Genomic DNA, 18,196 nt, shown 5'->3' with positions numbered 1-18,196 from the left:
GTCGTCCCCGCCCACACCGCGCCCCGCGCCGGCGCTGGATCATCACCCCGGACGGGAACGCGATGAACCTGTGGGGCGCCGAGCCCGTTCACGGCGCCGAGTGCCGCATCGCGCACCGCGTGGCCTGCCCGGACGCCGAACCGGAAGACCCCTGGCCCTGGACCGCCATGCTGCGGCAGGAGAACGAACGGCGGGCGCAGCGCCTGTTCAACCTGCCCGGTGACCGGCTGTGGCAGCCGTCCACACAGCGGGAGTTCGGCCCGCGACAGGAGTTCCGGCGGCCAGGCCATGGCTAGTCTGTACGGGTGACCACCGACCTGACCCTGCTGCCGCGTGTCGCCTATCGCGGACAGGAGGTCACCGCGCCCCGGCTCTGCGGTCTCCTCGCCCTGCTCGCGGCCGACTTGCGCACGGGTTGCAGCACCGAGCGGCTGGTGGCAGGGCTGTGGCCGGACGAGTTGCCGGAGCGGCCGGGAAAGGCGGTGCAGGTCCTCGTGTCCAGGGCGCGGGCGCAGTTGGACGCCGACGTCCTCGTAAGCACGCCGACCGGATACCGGCTCACACTTGCCGAGGACCAGGTCGACAGCTCCGCCCTGCTGCTGCACGCCGCCGCCGGCGCGGACCGGGCCAGGGCCGGGGACCACGCGGGATCGCTGGCTGCGGCCGAGGCCGGGCTCGCGCTGTGGGAGGGCACTCCTGACGGGGCCGGCGACAGCGACGACCCCGTAGCCGCATTGCGCACCGGGTGCGCCCTCGTCCGCGGCACGCTCGTACGCGCGCAGGCGCTCGCGCTCGCCCGCCTCGGACGACACTCGGAGGCGGCCGGGCCGCTGGCCGTGGCCGCCTCGGAGCATCCGCGCGACGAGGAAGTGCTCGCCGAGCTGCTGCGCGGCGAGGCGGCGACGGTGGGCCCGTCCGCCGCGCTGATGAGGTATGAGGCTTACCGCCGTGAGCTGCGCGACGAGCTCGGCACGGATCCGGGCGCCGGGCTCAAGGCCGTACAGCAGGAGCTGCTGCGTGGCGAGTCGCCTGTGGTCAGGCACGGCGTGCCGCACGAGCCGAACCCACTCCTCGGCCGGGACGAGGACATTGCGGCGATGGAGCGGCTGCTGCGCGCCTCCCGCGCCGTCACCGTCATCGGCCCCGGCGGCCTCGGCAAGACCCGGCTCGCGCACGCCGTCAGCCGCCGGGCCGAGCAACGCGTGGTGTTCTTCGTGCCGCTCGCCGGCGTCACCGCGGACGAGGACGTGGCCACGGAGGTGGCCTCCGCGCTCGGCGCGGGCGACGGGCGGCCCGGCGCCATGAACGGCCACGACCCGGTGTCCGGCATCCTGGGCGTGCTCGGCTCCGGGCCCGCACTGCTGGTCCTGGACAACTGCGAACAGGTCGTCCGGGGCGCCGCCGACCTCGTACAGGCCCTGGTCTCGTCCTCCAAGGACCTACGGGTACTCGCCACCAGCCGGGCCCCCCTCGGCCTCACATCGGAGGCGGTGTACGCGCTGCCGGAGCTCGGTCTCGACACCTCCGTCGAACTGTTCACCCAGCGGGCCCGGGCCGCCCGGCCCGGCGTGCAGCTGCCGCCGGACGCGGTGGCCGAGCTGTGTCGCCACCTCGACGGGCTGCCGCTCGCCGTTGAGCTGGCCGCGGCACGGGTGCGGGCGCTCTCGGTGCCGGACATCGCCCGCCGCCTCGGCGACCGGTTCGCGCTGCTGCGCGGCGGGGTGCGGGGCCTGCCGGAGCGACACCGCACGCTGCACGCGGTCGTGGAGTGGAGCTGGAACCTGCTCGCGGACGACGCCCGGGCGGCGCTGCGCACGCTGTCCGTCTTCCCCGGCGGCTTCCTGGGCGAGGCGGCGGAGCAGGTCCTCGGTGAGGATGCGCTGTTCCTCCTTGAACAGTTGGCCGATCAGTCGCTGCTCACCGTCGCCGACACCCCGGTAGGCGTACGGTTCCGAATGCTGGAGACCGTACGGGAGTTCAGCGCGGCCCGGCGTGCCGAGGCGGGCGAGGACGAGGAGGCCGTCGGCCTGTTCCTCACCTGGGCGCGAGACTTCGGGGTCGCGTACCACGACGCGCTCTTCGGCCCGGAGCCGGCGGCCGCCTGGGAGCGGATCAAGGCCGAGCAGGACAACCTCGTGCCGGCCCTACGACACGCCCTGGCCCGTACGGACAATCCCGCCACCGCCGCCCTCACCGCCGTCCTCGCCAGCCTGTGGTCCACCGGCACCAACTATCCCCGCCTCGCCGCCCTCGCCGCGGACACCGGACCGTCGCTGTCGCACTACTCTCCCGAGCCCGAATACGTCGAAGTCGCGCGCACCGCCGCGGTGTTGGGTACGGCGACCGTGTTCATGGGCCCCGGCCCACGCGCCGTACGCCAGCTCGTCACCCTCCGGCGGCTGCCTCCGGCCCCGCCGAACACGCTGATGCGCGCCACCGCAGTCGTGTTGAGCGCGGTCCCCGAGATAAGGCCTCCCGACTACGACGTGCTGCGCAAGCTCTGCGACAGCGAACAGCCGTTGCTATCCGGCATTGCTGAGTGCGTCGCCTGCTATGTCTGGGAGTTCGAGCACGACATCGACCGCGCGCTCGTCTCGGCCCGCCGGACGGTCGCCGGACTGGCGCCGGTCGACAATCCGTCCGTGCAGCTCATGGTGCATTCCCGACTGAGCGAGCTGTGCCTGCGGACAGGGCGGGGCGAAGAGGCGTACGAGCATCTCAAGGCGGCGCTCAAGGTGCTGCCGCGGCTCGGCGACGGGCACGACTACATCGCCATCCGTTCGCTCCTCGTCCTCGCCTGCCTGCAGCGCGGGGACCCCGACGAGGCCGAATACTGGCTGCGGCAGTCGGAGAGCGACAACACCCCGCAGCAGGACGACTTCTACCGGCCCGATCTCGGCGGGCGCGCCGAGATCGCGCTCGCCCGCGGACTGACGGAGGTCGGGCTCGGTCTTTGGCGCGGCACCGTGGAGCGAATGCTCGCGGCCGGCTCGATGCGTGGCGGCGACGCCCGGCTCGACCCGTGGGCGTACCTGATCCAGTCGGTGGCGGTGACGGCGCACGCGCACGCCGGCCGACTCGGGCTGGTCGCGGAGGTGGTCGACCGGCTGCGGCAGCGGCTGCGGACGTTGCTCTCCGATCCGGTCGGCTCGCCCTCCGAGCTCCCCTTGTTCGGCACGGTGCTGCACGCCCTCGGCATGGCGGGGCTCGCGTCCGGCGACACCAGTGCCGTACGGATGATCGCGCTGGCCGAACGGCTGGGGGTGCTGCGGGAGTTTCAGCCGACGATGTCTGCGGTCCGGGCTCGGCGGGCGGCCGAGGATGCCGACGGGGCGGCGTACTCCGACGCGGTGTCGGAGTGCGCCGCCCTGGGGCGGGGCGAGTTGCGGGAGGCGGCCCGCGTTGTCATGGCGGTTACTTCGGGTCGCGGTTGAACGATGTCGTCGACCAGCGGTAGCCGAGCGCGGCCAGGCCGATGCACCAGGCGATGGTGATCCATCCGTTGTTGCCGATCTCGGTGCCGAGGAGCAGGCCGCGCAGGGTTTCGATGGCGGGGGTGAAGGGCTGGTATTCGGCGACGGGCTGGAACCAGCCGGGCATGGTGTCGGCCGGGATGAAGGCGCTGGAGATGAGCGGGAGGAGGATGAGCGGCTGTGCGCTGTTGGCGGCGGCTTCGGCGTTCGGGCTGGCCATGCCCATTCCGACTGCGATCCAGGTGAGTGCCAGGGAGAACAGTGCGAGCAGCCCGAGGGCAGCCAGCCATTCCAGGGGTGTGGCGCCCGTGGAGCGGAAGCCGATGGCGACGGCGACGGCGCCGACGAGGATCACGCTGGCGATGCACTGCAGCAGGCTTCCGACCACGTGTCCGATGAGTACGGAGCCGCGGTGGATCGCCAGTGTGCGGAAGCGGGCGATGATGCCCTCGTTCATGTCGGTGGAGACGGAGACCGCGGTGCCGATCACGGTGCCGCCGATGGTCATCATCAGGATGCCCGGGACGATGTAGGCGATGTAGTCGGAGCGGTCGGTGCCACCGATGCCCGCGCTCATCACGTCGCCGAAGATGTAGACGAAGAGCAGGAGCAGCATGACCGGGGTGAGCAGCAGGTTCAGGGTGAGGGACGGGTAGCGCCGGGCGTGCAGCAGGTTGCGCCGCAGCATCGTGTTCGAGTCGCGTACGGCGAGGGAGAGGGTGCTCATCGGACTGTCTCCTTGGGCTGGTTGGGGACGTTGGTGCTGCCGGTCAGGGCGAAGAACACGTCGTCGAGGTCGGGGGTGTGCACGGTCAGTTCGTCGGCCTCGATGCCGGCGGAGTCCAGCCAGTCGAGGATGGAGCGCAGCTCGCGCTGGCTGCCGCCGCTGGGGATGGTCAGGGACAGTGCCTCGTCGTCCCGGGTTACTTCGCGCAGTGCGGAGGCGGCGCTCTGGTAGGCGGCCGGGTCGGTGAAGCGGAGCCGGACGTGTCCGCCGGGGATCAGCCGCTTCAGCTCGTCGGCGGTGCCTTCGGCGGCGATCTTGCCGTCGTTGAGTACGGCGATGCGGTCGGCGAGCTGGTCGGCTTCTTCCAGGTATTGGGTGGTGAGGAAGACGGTGACGCCGCCGGTGACGAGCTCGCGGATGATCTGCCACATGTTGTGGCGGCTGCGGGGGTCGAGGCCGGTGGTGGGTTCGTCGAGGAAGATGATCCGCGGGTCGCCGACCAGGGTCATGGCGATGTCGAGGCGGCGCTTCATGCCGCCGGAGTAGGTGGAGGCGGGCTTCTTCGCGGCCTCCACCAGGTCGAAGCGCTCCAGCAGTTCGGCGGTGATCCGCCGCCCCTCGCGCTTGGACAGGTGGTGCAGGTCCGCCATGAGGAGCATGTTCTCCTCGCCGGTGATCAGCCCGTCGACGGCGGAGAACTGCCCGGTGACGCCGATCGCGGCGCGCACGGCCTGTGGGTCGGTGGTCAGGTCGTGGCCGCCGACGCGGATCTCGCCGGCGTCGGCGGTGATGAGAGTGGAGAGGATCTTGACGGCGGTGGTCTTGCCTGCGCCGTTCGGGCCGAGCAGGGAGAAGACAGTGCCGGCCGGCACCGTCAGGTCGATGCCGTCGAGGACCGTCTTGTCCCCGTATGCCTTGCGCAGCCCCGTGGCCGCGATGGCGGGTGAGTGCGAAGTCGTTGTCGTCATGCCGCAGAGGTTGCTGCAGGGCGCTTTCAGCACGGTTTCACGCTGGTTTCAGCGCCCTGGAACCGGGTGGTGGAGGGCAGTCGTCGCCCGGTGTGGCGCGGCGGGTTTCGCACTTGTAGATGCGATCCCGGCCGGGGGACATGGCGCGGCATGGGCGTCCTCCCGCCGGTCGAGGGGCAGACGCTGACGGGCAGACACATCCCGCTTCTTCTGCGACAGTTCGTGTTCATCGGCCTGCCCCCCTCGCGGTCACGGGCGGCGAGCTGTTCACGGCCTGGCGCGCCCTGCTGCGGACCACTCCGGAGCCGCTGGACCCCTACGCGAGCCTGAGAGCGATCACGGCCCGGTCGTCGTCCGCTCCGACCGACCACCTGTCCGTGTCAGACCTGAGGAAGGACACGAGAGCCTCGGGATCCAGAGCCCTGTGGCCGTCGCCGAAGTGATCTGTCAACCGGTCGATCACCGGATAGAACTCGCCACCCGCGTTCCGGGCCTCGCTCACCCCGTCCGTGTACAGAAGGATCACTTCCCCGGTCCGCAGCGGATGGGTGGTGACCTCGGCCCTCATGGGGCCCAGTTCACCCAGGCCCAGCGGCAGTCCAGGGCTGGTATGAAGCCGCTGTGTGCCGTGCGGTGTGAGCATGAGCGGCGACGGATGCCCGCGGTCGACGATTCTCACCGAGCCTCCGTCAGGTGGGAACTCCAGAAGGAGGGCCGTGACGAACAACTCCTCGTCGCCGTCCGGGCATCCGGAATTGCGGGCGATGCTGAGCTCCAGGCGCTCCGCGAGACGGCTCAGGTCCCTCCACTCGTGGGCGGATACCCGGAAGCTCCCCAGGACGGTGGCGACCGTCTGAACCGCATCCAGCCCCTTCCCACGTACGTCTCCGAGGATGACCCGGACGCCGAACGGGGTCTCGCACAGTTCGTAGAAGTCACCACCGACCAGCGTGCCGCCCTCGCCCGCCTGATAGAAGCCCGCTGCCTGCACCGGACCGAGCCTTTCCGGGAACGGGCGCAGCACCGTCATCTGCATGGCCTCGGCGACGGAGCGGGCGCGGACCAGACTGGCCTCGGCCCGGATCCGCTGTCGGGACAGCGCGACGCTGGCGATGCCGATCAGCACAGTGGCGGTGTAGAGGGCCAAGTGATGCTGTTCGCCGAAGTGTCCGGGGCGTCGGGACGCCATCCACATCTCCAGCCCCAGGCATACGACGGTGATGCCGGAGGTGTGCCGCGGGCTCCGGGTGGCCGCCGCCAAGGGCGGGGCTCCGATCAGGAGGAAGCTCAGAGGTTCGCGGCCCTGGACGAGCACCAGGTCCACCACTACGTCCACGGCCATCAGCAGCAGAGGAAGCCACCAGGCCCACGTCCTGTCGCTGCCAGGCCGAGGACGCCACCGCGTCAGCCCCTTGATCCTTCCCGCGCCCCCTTCACCGGCATGTGACATAGAGGAACCTTATGCACATCTGATCTGTTTCTTCGCATTACGGTTGGCGAAGTGTCAGAGCGTACGAGCAGATCTGTGTGGGTCCTGCGGCTGGAACCGGGGGACGGTCCGGCTGCCCCGACAGGGGTGGTCCCTGCCAGATCCTGTGCGTCGCGAGTCGCGGCACCCGCGGGTCGCTTGTTCACGAGCCGCCGGACGTGTGCACGAGCGGGCTGCGTAGGATCCCCGGATGGCAATCACCAGTCACCTCCTGCAAGGGCCGCGAGTGGTCATACGCCACGTCCGCCGTCAGGACTACGACGAGCTCACAGCGCTGGCCCAGGAGAGCGCTGAGATGCTTCGCCGTTGGCTGGGCGCCCGTGAGAACACGGTGGAGGCGTTCGAGAACTACCTTGAGCGGATCGGGCAGCCCACCCATGAGGGCTTCGTGATTTGTCTGCGCGGCAGGGGCACGATCGTAGGCGGCGTCAACATCAACAACGTGGTCAGGGGCACTCTCCGGAGCGGAACCCTGGGCTATACCTCCTACGCGTCTACGACCGGCCGTGGCTATATGACCGAGGGGCTGAGGCTCGTGATCCAGCACGCCTTCGGCCCCCTGGAACTGCACCGGCTGGAGGCGAACATCCAGCCGGACAATGTCTCCTCGCTGAACCTCGTCAAACGTCTGGGCTTCCGGCGCGAGGGGTACTCGCCTGCCTTCCAGTACGTCAATGGCGAATGGAGGGACCACGAGCGATGGGCCATCACTGCCGAGATGGCACACACAGCAGCACAGCCCACGAACTTCCGTTGCAGCCCCGCAGGTGGGAAAGAGGGCAGCCCTCCTGCGGGCCAACTCTGACGCTCAGCCGGGCCAACTCGAGCGCTCAAGGCCAACAGGGGCTCAGTCGTGCCCGCACCCCGAAAAACTCCATTGCACGAGTTGAGCAGCACCTGCGGGGCGCGCTGGCCCAGGGCGACGTCGAACTCGCCGGGCCCCAGAAGTGAGAGTGAGAAGTCTCGGACAACAGGGCTGCACTCAGGGGCGGTTGTTCTCCCACCTCTGTGGATGGGACTGCCGCCTGGCCACCGTGCTCAACACGGTACGGCTCGGGCGCAGGGCCCGGATCTGTGCATCCAGGGCCCGCAGGTGTGCGGCAGCGGTGGCCGCGACGGTCGTTTCCCGCTCCAGAACCCGCCGTACGCCCTCCAGTCCGAACCCCGACTCGCGCAGGGACCGGGATACCCCTGTCCGCTCCAGCCGTCGGTGAGGTCGTTGAGGAAGTCCGTGGTGCCCGCGATGACCTGGCGGTAGTCCTGGCCGCCAGGTAAGGAGATCAGGGGCAGGTCAGCCGCGGGGTTCGGCCTGGGGCTGGTGGAGGACGGCAGCCAATAGCCCGGGAAAACGGTTGTCGAGGTCCTCGCGGCGCAGGCTGATGAAGCGCTGCCGGCCGCGCGGGACGTTGCGGACGACCCCTGCCTCGCGCAGCGTCTTCAGATGGTGGGACAGGGTGGACTTGGGGATCTCCCCGCCGATGGGCCGGCAGGCCGCGACCTCCAGAGGCCCCTCGGTCAGGCGACGCACTATGTCCAGCCGTGAGGGGTCGCTCAGGGCGAACAGCACATCGGTCAGCACCACGTCGGCGACGTCGGGGTGTGGCATGTCACGGGAGGTTCCACTCATGGTTCGATAATACTTGAACTATCGACCGAGGTGTGCGTAGGCTCTTACTGTTCGAAATTATTGGAACTATCCGGAGAGTCGACATGCACACTGAGCGTCTGGCGAGGCGAGTACCGCGCCCGGTCGGCTTCTGGCTGCTGGCCGTCACACTGTTTGCGATTCTGGCCGCGGCCAGCGCGCCTTCCCCGCTCTACGTGGTGTACCAGCACCGCTGGGGTTTCTCGCCGATCGCGCTCACCACGATCTTCGCCGTCTACGCCCTGGCCCTGCTGGTCGCGCTGCTGATCGTCGGAGGACTGTCCGACTACATCGGCAGGCGACCCGTGCTTGCTGCCGCGCTCATCGTCGAGGCCGCGTCCATGGTGGTGTTCCTCACTGCCGACGGTGTCGGGCCGCTGCTGGTGGCGCGGACCGTGCAGGGGCTGGCGACCGGTGCGGCGGCCGGCGCCATCAGTGCCGGGCTGCTCGATCTCCAGCCGTCACCCACATCGCACCTCGGCCCGCTGCTGAGCAGCGTCGCGCCGGCTGCCGGGCTGGCCGTCGGGGCGCTGGGCGCGGGACTGCTGGTGCAGTACGCCCCCGCTCCCACGATGCTGGTCTTCGTCCTGCTCATCGCCGTATTCCTGTTGCTGGCCGCGGCAGTGTTCTTCCTGCCCGAGCCGGTCACACCCCGGCCGGGTGCCTGGGCCTCGCTGCGGCCGCGGGTGGCCGTGCCGCCCCAGGCCCGCAAGGCCTTCCTGGCGGCCACGCCCTCTCTCATCGCCACCTGGGCGATGGGCGGGCTCTACCTCGCACTGGGCCCCTCGGTGGCCGCAGGAGTCCTGCACATAGGTAGCCATCTGGTCGGTGGCCTGGTGGTGACCACTCTCTTCGGCACGGGAGCCGTCGCCTCGCTGCTGGTGGGCGACCTCGCGCCGAAGCGGGTGATGGCCGGCGGGTCCGTGGCCCTCGCCGCCGGGACCGGTCTCACACTGCTCGCCCTCGTCGGACCCTCGACGCCGCTGTTCTTCGTCGGCACAGCCCTCGCCGGCGCCGGCTTCGGCAGTTCCTTCCTGGGCACCTTCCGCTCGCTCGCGTCACTGGCCGGCCCCACGGAGCGGGCGGACCTGTTCGCCTCCGTCTACATCGTCAGCTACCTGGCCTTCAGCGTTCCTGCCGTGCTGGCCGGGCTCGCCGTGCCGTCCCTCGGCCTGCGCACCGCGACGATGGTCTACGGCGCCGTGGTGATCGTGCTGGCACTGCTGGCCGCCGTCCCCGGAACCGCTGTTCGCCGGCCCGCCCCCATGTCCCTGGCGGCAGTGGCCTCCTCCGAGGGCCTGGCCGCCGTCGCCCCGTCCCGCCCGATGGCGGCGGATGTCGCGGGGGGACGGGAGCCTTGTCGTCAATGACCCTTCCATCTTTGGAGCGCGGGTCGCACGCGCCGACCTGGTCGGCAGGCGCCTCAGCCCGCAAGGTGCGGCGGTAGGCCAGGCGTGAGACGCCCAGTTCGCCGCTCATGTGCCGGCGCAGCGAAGCGGCGGTGGCGAAGCCGATCTCGGCAGTGATCTGGTCCTGCCTGCCGCCGTGTGCCGCCACGTAGCCGAGTCATAGTTGGATGGGCAGGTGGCGGGGTCCGCGGAGCATCGCGTTCTGCCGGTAGGGCGGCGGGTCCTGGACCAGGCTTGCCGTGCTCAGGTGGGGGATCAGCGTGCCGAGCGCGGCCTCGGCTTCGAGGCGGGCGACGGGTGCGCCGTAGCACAGGTGGATGCCGCTGCCGAAGCCGAAGTGCTGGTTGTCCGGCCGGGTGGGATCGAACCGATCGGGCTCGTGGAACCGCCTGGGGTCGCGGTTGCCTGAGGCCAGCGCCAGTACGACGGACGTTCCTTGGGAAATCGTCGTGCCGGCGATGTCGATGTCGGCGTGGGGGATCCTCTCGCGCATGTGGACCGGGGGTTCGTAGCGCAGTAGTTCCTCCACCGCCCGTGGCAGCAGGCCGGGTTCGCGACGAAGGTGGTCCAGTTGCTCGGGTTGGCGCAGCAGCGTGAGGACTCCGTTGGTGATCAGATTGACCGTGGTCTCGTGCCCTGCGATGAACAACAGCACGGTGGTCTCAGCGAGTTCCTCCTGGCTGAGCCGCAGGGCCGGATCCGGCTCGTTGACGAAGGCGGAGAGCATGTCGTCGGTGGGCCGGTCGCGGCGCTGTTCAGCGAGGTTGACCAGGTACAGCCCCATCTCCTGCCGGGCCTGGCGGCCTGTCCGGTCCCGTTCCGTGGTGTCTTCCTCGGGTCCGATGTCGGCGGTCGCGACGATGGAGTCGGTCCACGCCTGGAACAGTGACTCGTCCTCGCGCGGGACGCCGAGCAGTCGGCAGATGACTGTGATGGGCAGGGGGTAGGCGAAGTCGTCGACGATGTCGATCTGCTTGCGGTCCCGGAGTTCCTCGATCAGTTCGCCGGTGATGCGGGTGATCTCGCCGCGCATGGCGTCGACCCGGCCAGGGCTGTGCGGCGGGCCGAACGGGCGCATGGCCAGGGTGCGCAGCCTGTGGTGCTCGGGGTCGTCGAGCCGCAGGAACGGCGGCTTCACCGTCTCACCGGACGGGTACGGGGACGGGGCGGTGCGGATGCGCGGATCGGCACTCATCCGAGGGTCGTGAAGCAGTGCGGCGATCTCGTGGTAGGTGCCGATCAGATAGCTGCCGTCTGCCTGTCGTACCACAGGACCGGCCTCGCGGAGTTCCGCGTACAGCGGGTAGGGGTTGGGGCGGTTCTCGTAGTCGGTGATCCGTGCCAGCAAAGTCTCGGAGTCCATGGTGGCTCCTCGTGGTTGGGCGGGACGTGGGTCAGCCGGTGGGCTGTACCACCGTCAGTCGGCGATCGGGCAGGTGACCGGTGAGCGCCACAGTGGGGCCGTGGGACAGCCCGCTCGGGTCCGGCACGTCGGACGGAATCGTGATGTCGGCAGCGATCGCACGGTCCGCCGAGCCCAGCGGGGGCGGGAACGGGGCAGCCGTCTCGATCAGGTGCTTGTAGTAGTCGAGCGACTTGGCCATGTCGACGGTGACGGCAGCGGTGACCCGTCCTTGGAAGCCGTAGACCACGGCCAGGCGGCGCGCCTCCAGAGAACCTTGGGCGATGACCACGTGGTCGGAATAGGTGGGCACGCCCACCGACTTGATGTTGAGCCCGAACTGGGTCGACCAGAACGTCGGGACGGCGAGGTGCGGGCGCCGCAGGGGCCCTGGACTGACCATGTTGTGGGCCGCCACTTCGGCCTGAGCGACCGCGTTGCCCCAGTGTTCCAGTGAGAGCATCTGGTACCCGAACAGAGGGTGCGGGAACCGGGAGACATCGCCGGCCACGAAGACGTCGTCGGTGACGATCCCGTACATGTTGAAGGCCCGGCACCCGGCGTCGCAGGCGACTCCGCGCGGACCCGCTGCCAGCCCGGACTCCGCCAGCCACTCGACGTTGCGGACCGCCCCCAACGCCACGACGCACACGTCCGCGTCGACACGGCTGCCGTCGGACAGGTCCGCACCGGTGAACCGGCCGTTCCCGTCCCCGCGCAGGGTGGTGACTGTCACCCCGCAGCGCAGGTCCACGCCGTGGTTGCGGTGCATGACGGCCGCAAGTTTCGAAAGGGTGCCGCCGAGCGCGCCCACCAGCGGTGCGGGGCCGCGTTCTGCGACCGTGACCTCGATACCCCGCTCCCGGCAGGCAGAGGCGATCTCCGAACCGGTGAAGCCGGCGCCGATCACCAGCACCCGCCCCGGTCCGGCGGCCAGCCGCTCGGCCAGCCCCCCGGCCTCGTCACTGGTGCGCAGGGTGAACACCCCGTCCAGGGAGGCCTCCTCCGGATTGGGCCAGGGGCGCGCCCGGGTCCCGGTGGCGATCAGCAGCCGGTCGAACGGCAGCGACTCGCCGTCGGCCAGCATCACCCGCTTCTCCAAAGGGTCCAGGCCGGTGGCGGCTACTCCCAGCCGCCAGTCCGCGTCCGTGTCCCGGCGCATCGGCAGCGCCGTGGTGTCCGCCGACGCCTTGCCGAGCAGTACCTGCTTGGACAGTGGTGGGCGGTCGTAGGGCGGATGGGGTTCATCCCCCACCACGGTGAGTGAGCCGGTGAAGCCCTCCTCGCGCAGCGTCTCCGCGGCCCTCAATCCGGCCAGCGACGCGCCGACGATGACGATGCGGCCGTCCTGCAGATCACCGGGCACCGGCGCTCACCCCTTCGCCGGCGAGGATGGCCTGAACCGGGCACGCCGCCGCGGCCTGGCGCACGCGCTCGACCTGGTCGTCCGGGACGGCTGTGGCGTACAACAACCCCTCTTCACCGTGCAGCTCGAATACGTCCGGCGCGAGGAACACGCACTGCGCATAGCCCTGGCAGCGCGTGAGGTCCACAACGATCTGCATGGCTGGTCACTCCCTGAGTCGTCCCGGCGTCCCCTTCCCTTTCTACGCCGGTAACGCACCAGGCGCTCTTCACGCCCGTGTCGCACCGGGTGCCCACATCGCGACTCGTGCGCGGTTCCCGCAAAGGGTGGCAGAGGCGGTCCGCAAGGCGTGGGCTCAGCGCCGGCGGAAACCCACCGGCCCTCAGCAGGTCGGGAAAATGCTTGACCCGTTGGACCAGTGGCGTGGGTGCCCCTCGGTGAACGTCTGGGGCACGAAGTTCATGTAACCGCCCCTCTCTGTGTCAAGCGGCGGTGCAGTTGCCCGGTGCCCGCCAGTCAGCCACCGTCCGCATCCGCACCGCGATGGCCCATGCCGCCCGCGCCGCCATCAGGTATCAGGAAGAGGACCCGCCAACCGGCCCACTGGGCGACCGGTCCGCAAGGCCACCGGTGAGGGCGAACAGCACGGGCAGCGAGCGAGTCATGACGCCCTGGGGGCGTGGGCATGGCTGGGGTGTGTCCTTCGGATCGGGGTGCGGCAAGGAGGGGGGTGGTCAGGCGTCCAGAGGTTCGGCGAACGTGCGGTAGGGGCCGCGGCTGGTGTGCAGTTGCCACAGGGTGTCGGCCAGCACGTCGGGGTCCTTGCGCGGGTCCCCGGGCGTGATGGCGCCGTGGATGATCAGCTGGGCGACGTGGATGTTCTCCGCTTGCAGCGTGTCGTGCAGCAGTTGGCCATAGGCGCTTTCGGCGGCGAACGCGACGGAGGTGCCGGCGCGGTCGGGGTGCGGACGTACCGCGGTGCCGCCGTTGACGAACACGACGGTGCCCCGGCCCAGTTGACGCATTCCGGGCAGGACCTGTTGTACGGCCGTTGCGGGGCCGTGCACCGAGAACGCGAGCGGGGCGGCCAGGTCCTCGGAGCTGGTGTCCAGCACCGGTTTCATGAAGTCGCGGTGGGGGACCGGGCTGTACTGCAAGACCTCGATCGGGCCGAGCAGGGTGGCGGCAGCGTCCAGAGCGGCCTGCAAGGAATCCGGGTCGCTGACGTCGGCGGCGAAACCCTGGGCGCGGACGCCGTCCTTGACCAGGAGCGCGGTGAGGTCGTCGAGGTGCTGGGGGGTGCGGGCGATCAGGGCGATGTCGTGGCCTTCGCGCCCGAACCGGCGAGCGGTGGCCAGGCCCAGGCCGGGGCCTGCGCCGATGATGGCGACAGTGGCCATGGTGTCTTCCTCGCGACGGGGTCGCTGGTGCGGTGAGCAGGCGGCGGTGCGGGGTGTCAGGCGGGGGTGAGACGGAGGGTGGCGGCACGGGCGGTGTCCGCGACCACGGGCGGGATGTAGGCGCTGTAGCGCGCGTACTTGCTTCAGTTCGTCCGCGCTCGCGATACGGGACAGTTCGTCCGGTGTCCAGGTGGTCATCCGTGGGTTTTCTTCTGGGTTGCGCCGGCGGCCGTGGTCTGAGCGGGTTGGCTGGGCGCGGTGATGTCGGCGTCTGCGCCTGCCGGCATCACCGCCGCGGCACCGGCCCCTGCACCAGACAGGCCGCGAAGGTTGTTGCAGGTACTCGTGGAACCGCCAGCCGTCGTGCCCGGCGTTTAGCCTGATCTTGTGGACAGCAAGGACAACACCAGGGACGTCAGGGATTTCCTGGCCGGCCGCCGCGCGAGGATCACCCCGCAGCAGGCGGGCCTGCCCGCCTACGGCGGCAACCGACGCGTGCCCGGGCTGCGCCGCGAGGAGGTTGCCCTGCTCGCCGGAGTCAGCGTCGACTACTACGTCCGCCTGGAACGAGGCCACCTGCGCGGAGTCTCCGACAGCGTGCTGCACGCGCTGGCCGACGCCCTCCAGCTGGACGAGGCCGAGCGCGCGCACCTGCGTGACCTGGCGGCCAACGCCAACCGGGGACAGCGGCGCGAAGCGCGCGAGGAGCGTCCGCTGCGCGCGGGTGTGCTCCGCGTCCTGGACGCGATCAGTGACACCCCGGCCTTCGTGTGGAACCGGCGCCTGGACTTGGTGGCGGCCAACCGGCTCGGCTACGCCCTGTACGCGCCACTGTTCGACGCCCCGGACCTGGACAGGCCGGTCAACATCGCCCGCTTCAAGTTCCTCGACCCGGCCGCACGCGCCTTCTTCGCCGACTGGGATGTCTCCATCCACAACACGGCTGCCCTGCTGCGCATGGGCACCGGCCAGGCACCCGACGACGAACAACTCTCCGAACTCATCATGGAGCTGCAGGACGGTAGTCCTGAGTTCAAGCGGATGTGGGCCCAGCACGAGGTGACCCTGCACTGGAACGGAACCAAACACTTCCACCACCCCGTCGTAGGGGACCTGGACCTGCCGTTCGAGACGCTCATCCTGCCCGCCCACCCGGACCTGCTGCTCACCGTGCTGACACCGGAGCCGGGAACGACAGCGGCGCACCAGGTGCGCCGCCTGGCCGACTGGTCCGCCGCGCACGCTCCCGGCCCCGACGTGCCGACGGCTGGTGCGGCCCGGCCCTGAGCATCAGGGCCAGGCCGAGCAGGGCCGGCCGGCTGTGGGTCAGGGCTTGAGGAGCGTCTTGATGGCGCGGCGCTCGTCCATCGCCCTGTAGCCCTCGGCGACCTCCTCGAGCGGCAGTACCAGGTCGAAGACCTTGCCAGGGTTGATGCGGCCGGAGAGCACCCGGTCGATGAGGTCCGGCAGGAATTCGCGGACGGGTGCCGGGCCGCCCCGCAGGCCGACGTGGGAGTAGAACAGCTCTTCGCCATCGATCGCCACACCGTGGGGAACGCCGACGAAGCCGACGTTGCCACCGGGCCGCGTCGAGCGCAGCGCCTGCTGCATGGACTGTGCGGTGCCCACGCACTCCAGCACTCGGTCGGCGCCGATGCCGCCGGTCAGCTCCTTGATGCGGACGATGCCGTCGTCGCCGCGCTGGGCGACGATGTCGGTGGCACCGAACTCGCGGGCCAGCTTCTGCCGGGGCTCGTGCCGGGACATGGCGATGATGCGGCCGGCGCCCAGTTCCTTGGCGGCGATGACCGCGCACAGGCCGACCGCGCCGTCGCCGACCACCGCGACCGTGTCTCCGGGCTTCACTTCGGCGGCGACGGCCGCATACCAGCCGGTGCCCATGACGTCGGAGCAGGCCAGCAGACCGGCGATGTGCTCTTCGGCGGGCTGTTCGGGGGTGGCGACCAGGGTGCCGTCGGCCAGCGGAATCCGGATCTTTTCGGCCTGGCAGCCCTCGGCGCCGACGAACTCGCGGTGCAGGCAGTTGGTCTGGTAGCCGTTCTTGCAGTTGGCGCAGGTGTTGTCGGATGCGAAGAACGAGCCGATGACGAACTGGCCCGGCTTGATCGTGTGGACGTCGCTGCCGACCTCCTCGACGACGCCGACGTACTCGTGGCCGAACGGTGCGGGCTGGTCGACCGGGTTGATGCCGCGGTAGTCCCACAGGTCCGAGCCGCACACACAGGTCGCGGCGGTGCGGATGATCGCGTCGGTCGGATTGATGATCTTCGGGTCGTCGCGCTCCTCGAAGCGCACGTCCCCGGGAGCGTAGAGAACAGCTCCGCGCATAATGACGTTCCTTACTTCTGGTTCGGGTTCGGGTCAGCGGAGGGTGCTGGTGCGCGGGCCGCCGTACTGGTCGTCATTGACGTGCTCGAGCCAGTCGACCTCGTCGGTCTCCCACAGCGCGATGTGCGTCATGAAGTGGTCCGGGGCGGCACCGTGCCAGTGCTCCTCGCCCGGCGGCGTCCAGATCACGTCACCCGGGCGGGCTTCGAGGATCTCGCCGCCGCGGGACTGGACCAGGGCGATGCCCTCGACGATGTAGAGGGTCTGGCCCAGGCCGTGGCTGTGCCAGGCGGTCCGGGCGCCGGGCGCGAAGCGCACCGCGTTCGCGCGGGCCCGGGATGGCTCCTCGCCACGGTAGATCACATCGGCCCACGCGTCGCCGGTGAACCACTCGGCGGGCAGCTTCATCGTCGGCTGCTTCTTCAACAATTCCATGGTTGGTGATGCTCCTTGTGACAGGCCGCGGGTCAGGCAGCGGCCTGCTCGTCGGCGATCTTCTTCAGCTGGTTCATCGCGGTCATGGCGTTGGGCCACCCGGCGTAGAAGGCGAGGTGCGTGATCGCCTCGGAGAGCTCCTCGACACTCAGCCCGTTCTCCAGCGCCTTGCCCAGGTGGTAGCCGAGCTGCTCGGTGCGGTACAGCGCCGCCAGCACACTGACCGTGACCAGGCTTCGGTCCCGGGGCGAGAGCTCGGGCCGCTCCCACACGTCACCGAACAGGACTCTGTCGGTGACCTCCACGAGCTTCGGCGCGATCTCCGCCAGCTCCTTCGGCGCGGACTGCTTCGCCATGGGGCGACACCTCACTTCGTAAAAGTTTTGGAACCGGGCATAACCCCTCTGTGGGGGAGAGGCCCGCCCCGGCAGCACGCAGGGCCTGCTTCGCGGCGCCCGCCGGGGGCCGCAACAGCGACACAATCGATGAAACTGCAGGTCACACGTGCGCGGAAGGTACCGGTGTTACAGGTACTGACAGAACCCCCCACCCCCGCGCCTGGCGTCCTAGCCTGGCTGGGTGGACACCAAGAGCGACATCCGTGAATTCCTCGCCTCGCGACGCGCGAAGATCACCCCGCAGCAGGCCGGACTGCCCGCCTACGGCAGCAACCGGCGCGTGCCCGGGCTGCGCCGCGAGGAAGTCGCCCTGCTCGCAGGCGTCAGCATCGACTACTACGCCCGCCTCGAACGCGGCCACCTCGCCGGAGCATCCGACGAAGTACTCGAGGCCCTCGCGGGTGCCCTCCAGCTCGACGAAGCCGAACGCGCCCACCTGCGCGACCTGGCCCGCGCCGCCGGCTCGCGAGCCCCTCGGCGGACCAAACGAACCCGCGGCCCCATCCCCGCCAGCGTCCTCCGCGTTCTGGACTCCATGAGCGACAGCCCGGCCTTCATCCGCAACGGCCGCCTCGACATCCTCGCCACCAACCGCCTCGGCCGCGCCCTGTACGCACCACTGTTCGCGGATGACGTCCCGCGCCCGGTCAACATTGCCCGCTACCAGTTCCTGCACCCCGGCGGCCGCGACTTCTTCCCCGACTGGGACATCTCCCTGAACACCACGGTGTCCCTGCTGCGCACCGAAGCCGGCCGCACACCCCACGACAGTGACCTGACCGGGCTCATCGGCGAACTCGTCACCCGCAGCGAGGAGTTCCGTACAGCCTGGGCGAAACACAATGTGCGTCTGCACCACACCGGCCGCAAAGTCTTCCGTCACCCCGAGATCGGTGAGGTCGCCCTCGACTTCGACGCCATGGAACTACCCGCGCAGCCCGGCCTCACCCTGACCGCCTACAGCGCCGAGCCTCACACCCCGGCCCACGATGCGCTCCGGCTGCTGGCCGCCTGGGCCGCAACCGAGGACACCCTTACGGCCACCACGACGCGGACCGAAGAACAGCAGCTCTGACCGCCGGCACGGGCTCATTCGCTACCGGCGAGGCCGAGTGGTGGAGCTGGATCATGCCCA

At 70.0% G+C, this 18,196-nt stretch carries 17 protein-coding genes; 6 read left to right on the top strand and 11 right to left on the bottom strand.

Annotated features, from left to right (window positions below):
* Positions 1-62: 62 nt before the first annotated feature.
* Positions 63-296, top strand: a complete 234-nt coding sequence (locus OHA88_RS05075; RefSeq protein ID WP_328624407.1) for a DUF6083 domain-containing protein — start codon at positions 63-65, stop codon at positions 294-296.
* A gap of 9 nt (positions 297-305) precedes the next feature.
* Positions 306-3,434, top strand: a complete 3,129-nt coding sequence (locus OHA88_RS05070) for an ATP-binding protein (RefSeq protein WP_328624406.1) — start codon at positions 306-308, stop codon at positions 3,432-3,434.
* Here the strand turns inward: OHA88_RS05070 and OHA88_RS05065 are convergent.
* From OHA88_RS05065 to OHA88_RS05055, 3 genes are all read right to left on the bottom strand, one after another.
* The gene (locus OHA88_RS05065) at positions 3,415-4,200 is read right to left on the bottom strand and encodes an ABC transporter permease (protein ID WP_328624405.1); all 786 of its coding nucleotides are present in this window, start codon (positions 4,198-4,200) and stop codon (positions 3,415-3,417) included. The genes OHA88_RS05070 and OHA88_RS05065 overlap by 20 nt on opposite strands.
* A complete protein-coding gene (locus OHA88_RS05060) occupies positions 4,197-5,168 on the bottom strand; it encodes an ATP-binding cassette domain-containing protein (protein ID WP_328624404.1) in 972 nt (323 codons plus the stop codon). The genes OHA88_RS05065 and OHA88_RS05060 overlap by 4 nt, the downstream gene beginning before the upstream one ends.
* A gap of 316 nt (positions 5,169-5,484) precedes the next feature.
* The gene (locus tag OHA88_RS05055) at positions 5,485-6,510 is read right to left on the bottom strand and encodes a PP2C family protein-serine/threonine phosphatase (protein ID WP_328624403.1); all 1,026 of its coding nucleotides are present in this window, start codon (positions 6,508-6,510) and stop codon (positions 5,485-5,487) included.
* Positions 6,511-6,847: 337 nt separating this feature from the next.
* On the opposite strand from OHA88_RS05055, the gene OHA88_RS05050 reads away from it, so the two are divergent.
* The gene (locus tag OHA88_RS05050) at positions 6,848-7,462 is read left to right on the top strand and encodes a GNAT family N-acetyltransferase (protein WP_328624402.1); all 615 of its coding nucleotides are present in this window, start codon (positions 6,848-6,850) and stop codon (positions 7,460-7,462) included.
* A 486-nt stretch (positions 7,463-7,948) separates the two neighbouring features.
* On the opposite strand, the gene OHA88_RS05040 is transcribed toward OHA88_RS05050, so the two are convergent.
* Positions 7,949-8,284: an ArsR/SmtB family transcription factor gene (locus OHA88_RS05040; RefSeq protein WP_328624401.1), complete on the bottom strand. Its 336-nt coding sequence runs from the start codon at positions 8,282-8,284 to the stop codon at positions 7,949-7,951.
* Between the two features lie 83 nt (positions 8,285-8,367).
* Here OHA88_RS05040 and OHA88_RS05035 point away from each other — a divergent pair, with 83 nt between their 5' ends.
* Positions 8,368-9,672 carry an MFS transporter gene (locus OHA88_RS05035; RefSeq protein ID WP_328624400.1) on the top strand — a complete coding sequence of 435 codons (1,305 nt, stop codon included), beginning with the start codon at positions 8,368-8,370 and terminating at the stop codon, positions 9,670-9,672.
* 196 nt (positions 9,673-9,868) lie between these two features.
* Here OHA88_RS05035 and OHA88_RS05030 read toward each other — a convergent pair whose 3' ends face one another.
* The 4 genes from OHA88_RS05030 to OHA88_RS05015 form a co-directional block, all read right to left on the bottom strand.
* Positions 9,869-11,074 (bottom strand): cytochrome P450, encoded by a 1,206-nt coding sequence (locus OHA88_RS05030; RefSeq protein WP_328624399.1) that lies wholly within the window; start codon positions 11,072-11,074, stop codon positions 9,869-9,871.
* A 31-nt stretch (positions 11,075-11,105) separates the two neighbouring features.
* Positions 11,106-12,479 (bottom strand): NAD(P)/FAD-dependent oxidoreductase, encoded by a 1,374-nt coding sequence (locus OHA88_RS05025; RefSeq protein WP_328624398.1) that lies wholly within the window; start codon positions 12,477-12,479, stop codon positions 11,106-11,108.
* Positions 12,469-12,678, bottom strand: coding sequence for a ferredoxin (locus OHA88_RS05020; RefSeq protein ID WP_267009416.1), 210 nt, complete (start codon positions 12,676-12,678; stop codon positions 12,469-12,471). The genes OHA88_RS05025 and OHA88_RS05020 overlap by 11 nt, the downstream gene beginning before the upstream one ends.
* Positions 12,679-13,213: 535 nt before the next feature.
* Positions 13,214-13,879, bottom strand: a complete 666-nt coding sequence (locus tag OHA88_RS05015) for an SDR family NAD(P)-dependent oxidoreductase (RefSeq protein ID WP_328624397.1) — start codon at positions 13,877-13,879, stop codon at positions 13,214-13,216.
* Positions 13,880-14,266: 387 nt separating this feature from the next.
* Here OHA88_RS05015 and OHA88_RS05010 point away from each other — a divergent pair, with 387 nt between their 5' ends.
* Positions 14,267-15,166 (top strand): helix-turn-helix domain-containing protein, encoded by a 900-nt coding sequence (locus tag OHA88_RS05010; protein ID WP_328624396.1) that lies wholly within the window; start codon positions 14,267-14,269, stop codon positions 15,164-15,166.
* 39 nt (positions 15,167-15,205) lie between these two features.
* On the opposite strand, the gene OHA88_RS05005 is transcribed toward OHA88_RS05010, so the two are convergent.
* From OHA88_RS05005 to OHA88_RS04995, 3 genes are read right to left on the bottom strand one after another with little or no spacing between them, the layout of a single operon-like run.
* Positions 15,206-16,228, bottom strand: coding sequence for a zinc-dependent alcohol dehydrogenase family protein (locus OHA88_RS05005; protein ID WP_328624395.1), 1,023 nt, complete (start codon positions 16,226-16,228; stop codon positions 15,206-15,208).
* A gap of 33 nt (positions 16,229-16,261) precedes the next feature.
* Entirely contained in the window at positions 16,262-16,663 is a 402-nt protein-coding gene (locus OHA88_RS05000; RefSeq protein WP_328624394.1) for a (R)-mandelonitrile lyase, read from the bottom strand.
* Between the two features lie 32 nt (positions 16,664-16,695).
* Complete coding sequence (locus OHA88_RS04995; protein WP_326607954.1) at positions 16,696-17,019, bottom strand: carboxymuconolactone decarboxylase family protein; 324 nt, start codon at positions 17,017-17,019, stop codon at positions 16,696-16,698.
* A 223-nt stretch (positions 17,020-17,242) separates the two neighbouring features.
* On the opposite strand from OHA88_RS04995, the gene OHA88_RS04990 reads away from it, so the two are divergent.
* On the top strand, positions 17,243-18,136 hold the full coding sequence (locus OHA88_RS04990; protein WP_328624393.1) for a helix-turn-helix transcriptional regulator: 894 nt from the start codon (positions 17,243-17,245) through the stop codon (positions 18,134-18,136).
* Positions 18,137-18,196: the final 60 nt, after the last annotated feature.

This window comes from Streptomyces sp. NBC_00353, from assembly GCF_036108815.1.
GTDB lineage: Bacteria > Actinomycetota > Actinomycetes > Streptomycetales > Streptomycetaceae > Streptomyces.
This window is presented reverse-complemented; position numbering and strand designations above follow the sequence as displayed.

What these genes read in the sequence shown, in the direction of transcription:
- OHA88_RS05000 (WP_328624394.1), bottom strand. Translation starts at nt 16,663, where the DNA reads ATGGAATTGTTGAAGAAGCAGCCGACGATGAAGCTGCCCGCCGAGTGG.
- OHA88_RS05060 (WP_328624404.1), bottom strand. Translation starts at nt 5,168, where the DNA reads ATGACGACAACGACTTCGCACTCACCCGCCATCGCGGCCACGGGGCTG.
- OHA88_RS05020 (WP_267009416.1), bottom strand. Translation starts at nt 12,678, where the DNA reads ATGCAGATCGTTGTGGACCTCACGCGCTGCCAGGGCTATGCGCAGTGC.
- OHA88_RS05050 (WP_328624402.1), top strand. Translation starts at nt 6,848, where the DNA reads ATGGCAATCACCAGTCACCTCCTGCAAGGGCCGCGAGTGGTCATACGC.
- OHA88_RS05005 (WP_328624395.1), bottom strand. Translation starts at nt 16,228, where the DNA reads ATGCGCGGAGCTGTTCTCTACGCTCCCGGGGACGTGCGCTTCGAGGAG.
- OHA88_RS04995 (WP_326607954.1), bottom strand. Translation starts at nt 17,019, where the DNA reads ATGGCGAAGCAGTCCGCGCCGAAGGAGCTGGCGGAGATCGCGCCGAAG.
- OHA88_RS05030 (WP_328624399.1), bottom strand. Translation starts at nt 11,074, where the DNA reads ATGGACTCCGAGACTTTGCTGGCACGGATCACCGACTACGAGAACCGC.
- OHA88_RS05075 (WP_328624407.1), top strand. Translation starts at nt 63, where the DNA reads ATGAACCTGTGGGGCGCCGAGCCCGTTCACGGCGCCGAGTGCCGCATC.
- OHA88_RS05015 (WP_328624397.1), bottom strand. Translation starts at nt 13,879, where the DNA reads ATGGCCACTGTCGCCATCATCGGCGCAGGCCCCGGCCTGGGCCTGGCC.
- OHA88_RS05040 (WP_328624401.1), bottom strand. Translation starts at nt 8,284, where the DNA reads ATGAGTGGAACCTCCCGTGACATGCCACACCCCGACGTCGCCGACGTG.
- OHA88_RS05065 (WP_328624405.1), bottom strand. Translation starts at nt 4,200, where the DNA reads ATGAGCACCCTCTCCCTCGCCGTACGCGACTCGAACACGATGCTGCGG.
- OHA88_RS05035 (WP_328624400.1), top strand. Translation starts at nt 8,368, where the DNA reads ATGCACACTGAGCGTCTGGCGAGGCGAGTACCGCGCCCGGTCGGCTTC.
- OHA88_RS05055 (WP_328624403.1), bottom strand. Translation starts at nt 6,510, where the DNA reads ATGGCCGTGGACGTAGTGGTGGACCTGGTGCTCGTCCAGGGCCGCGAA.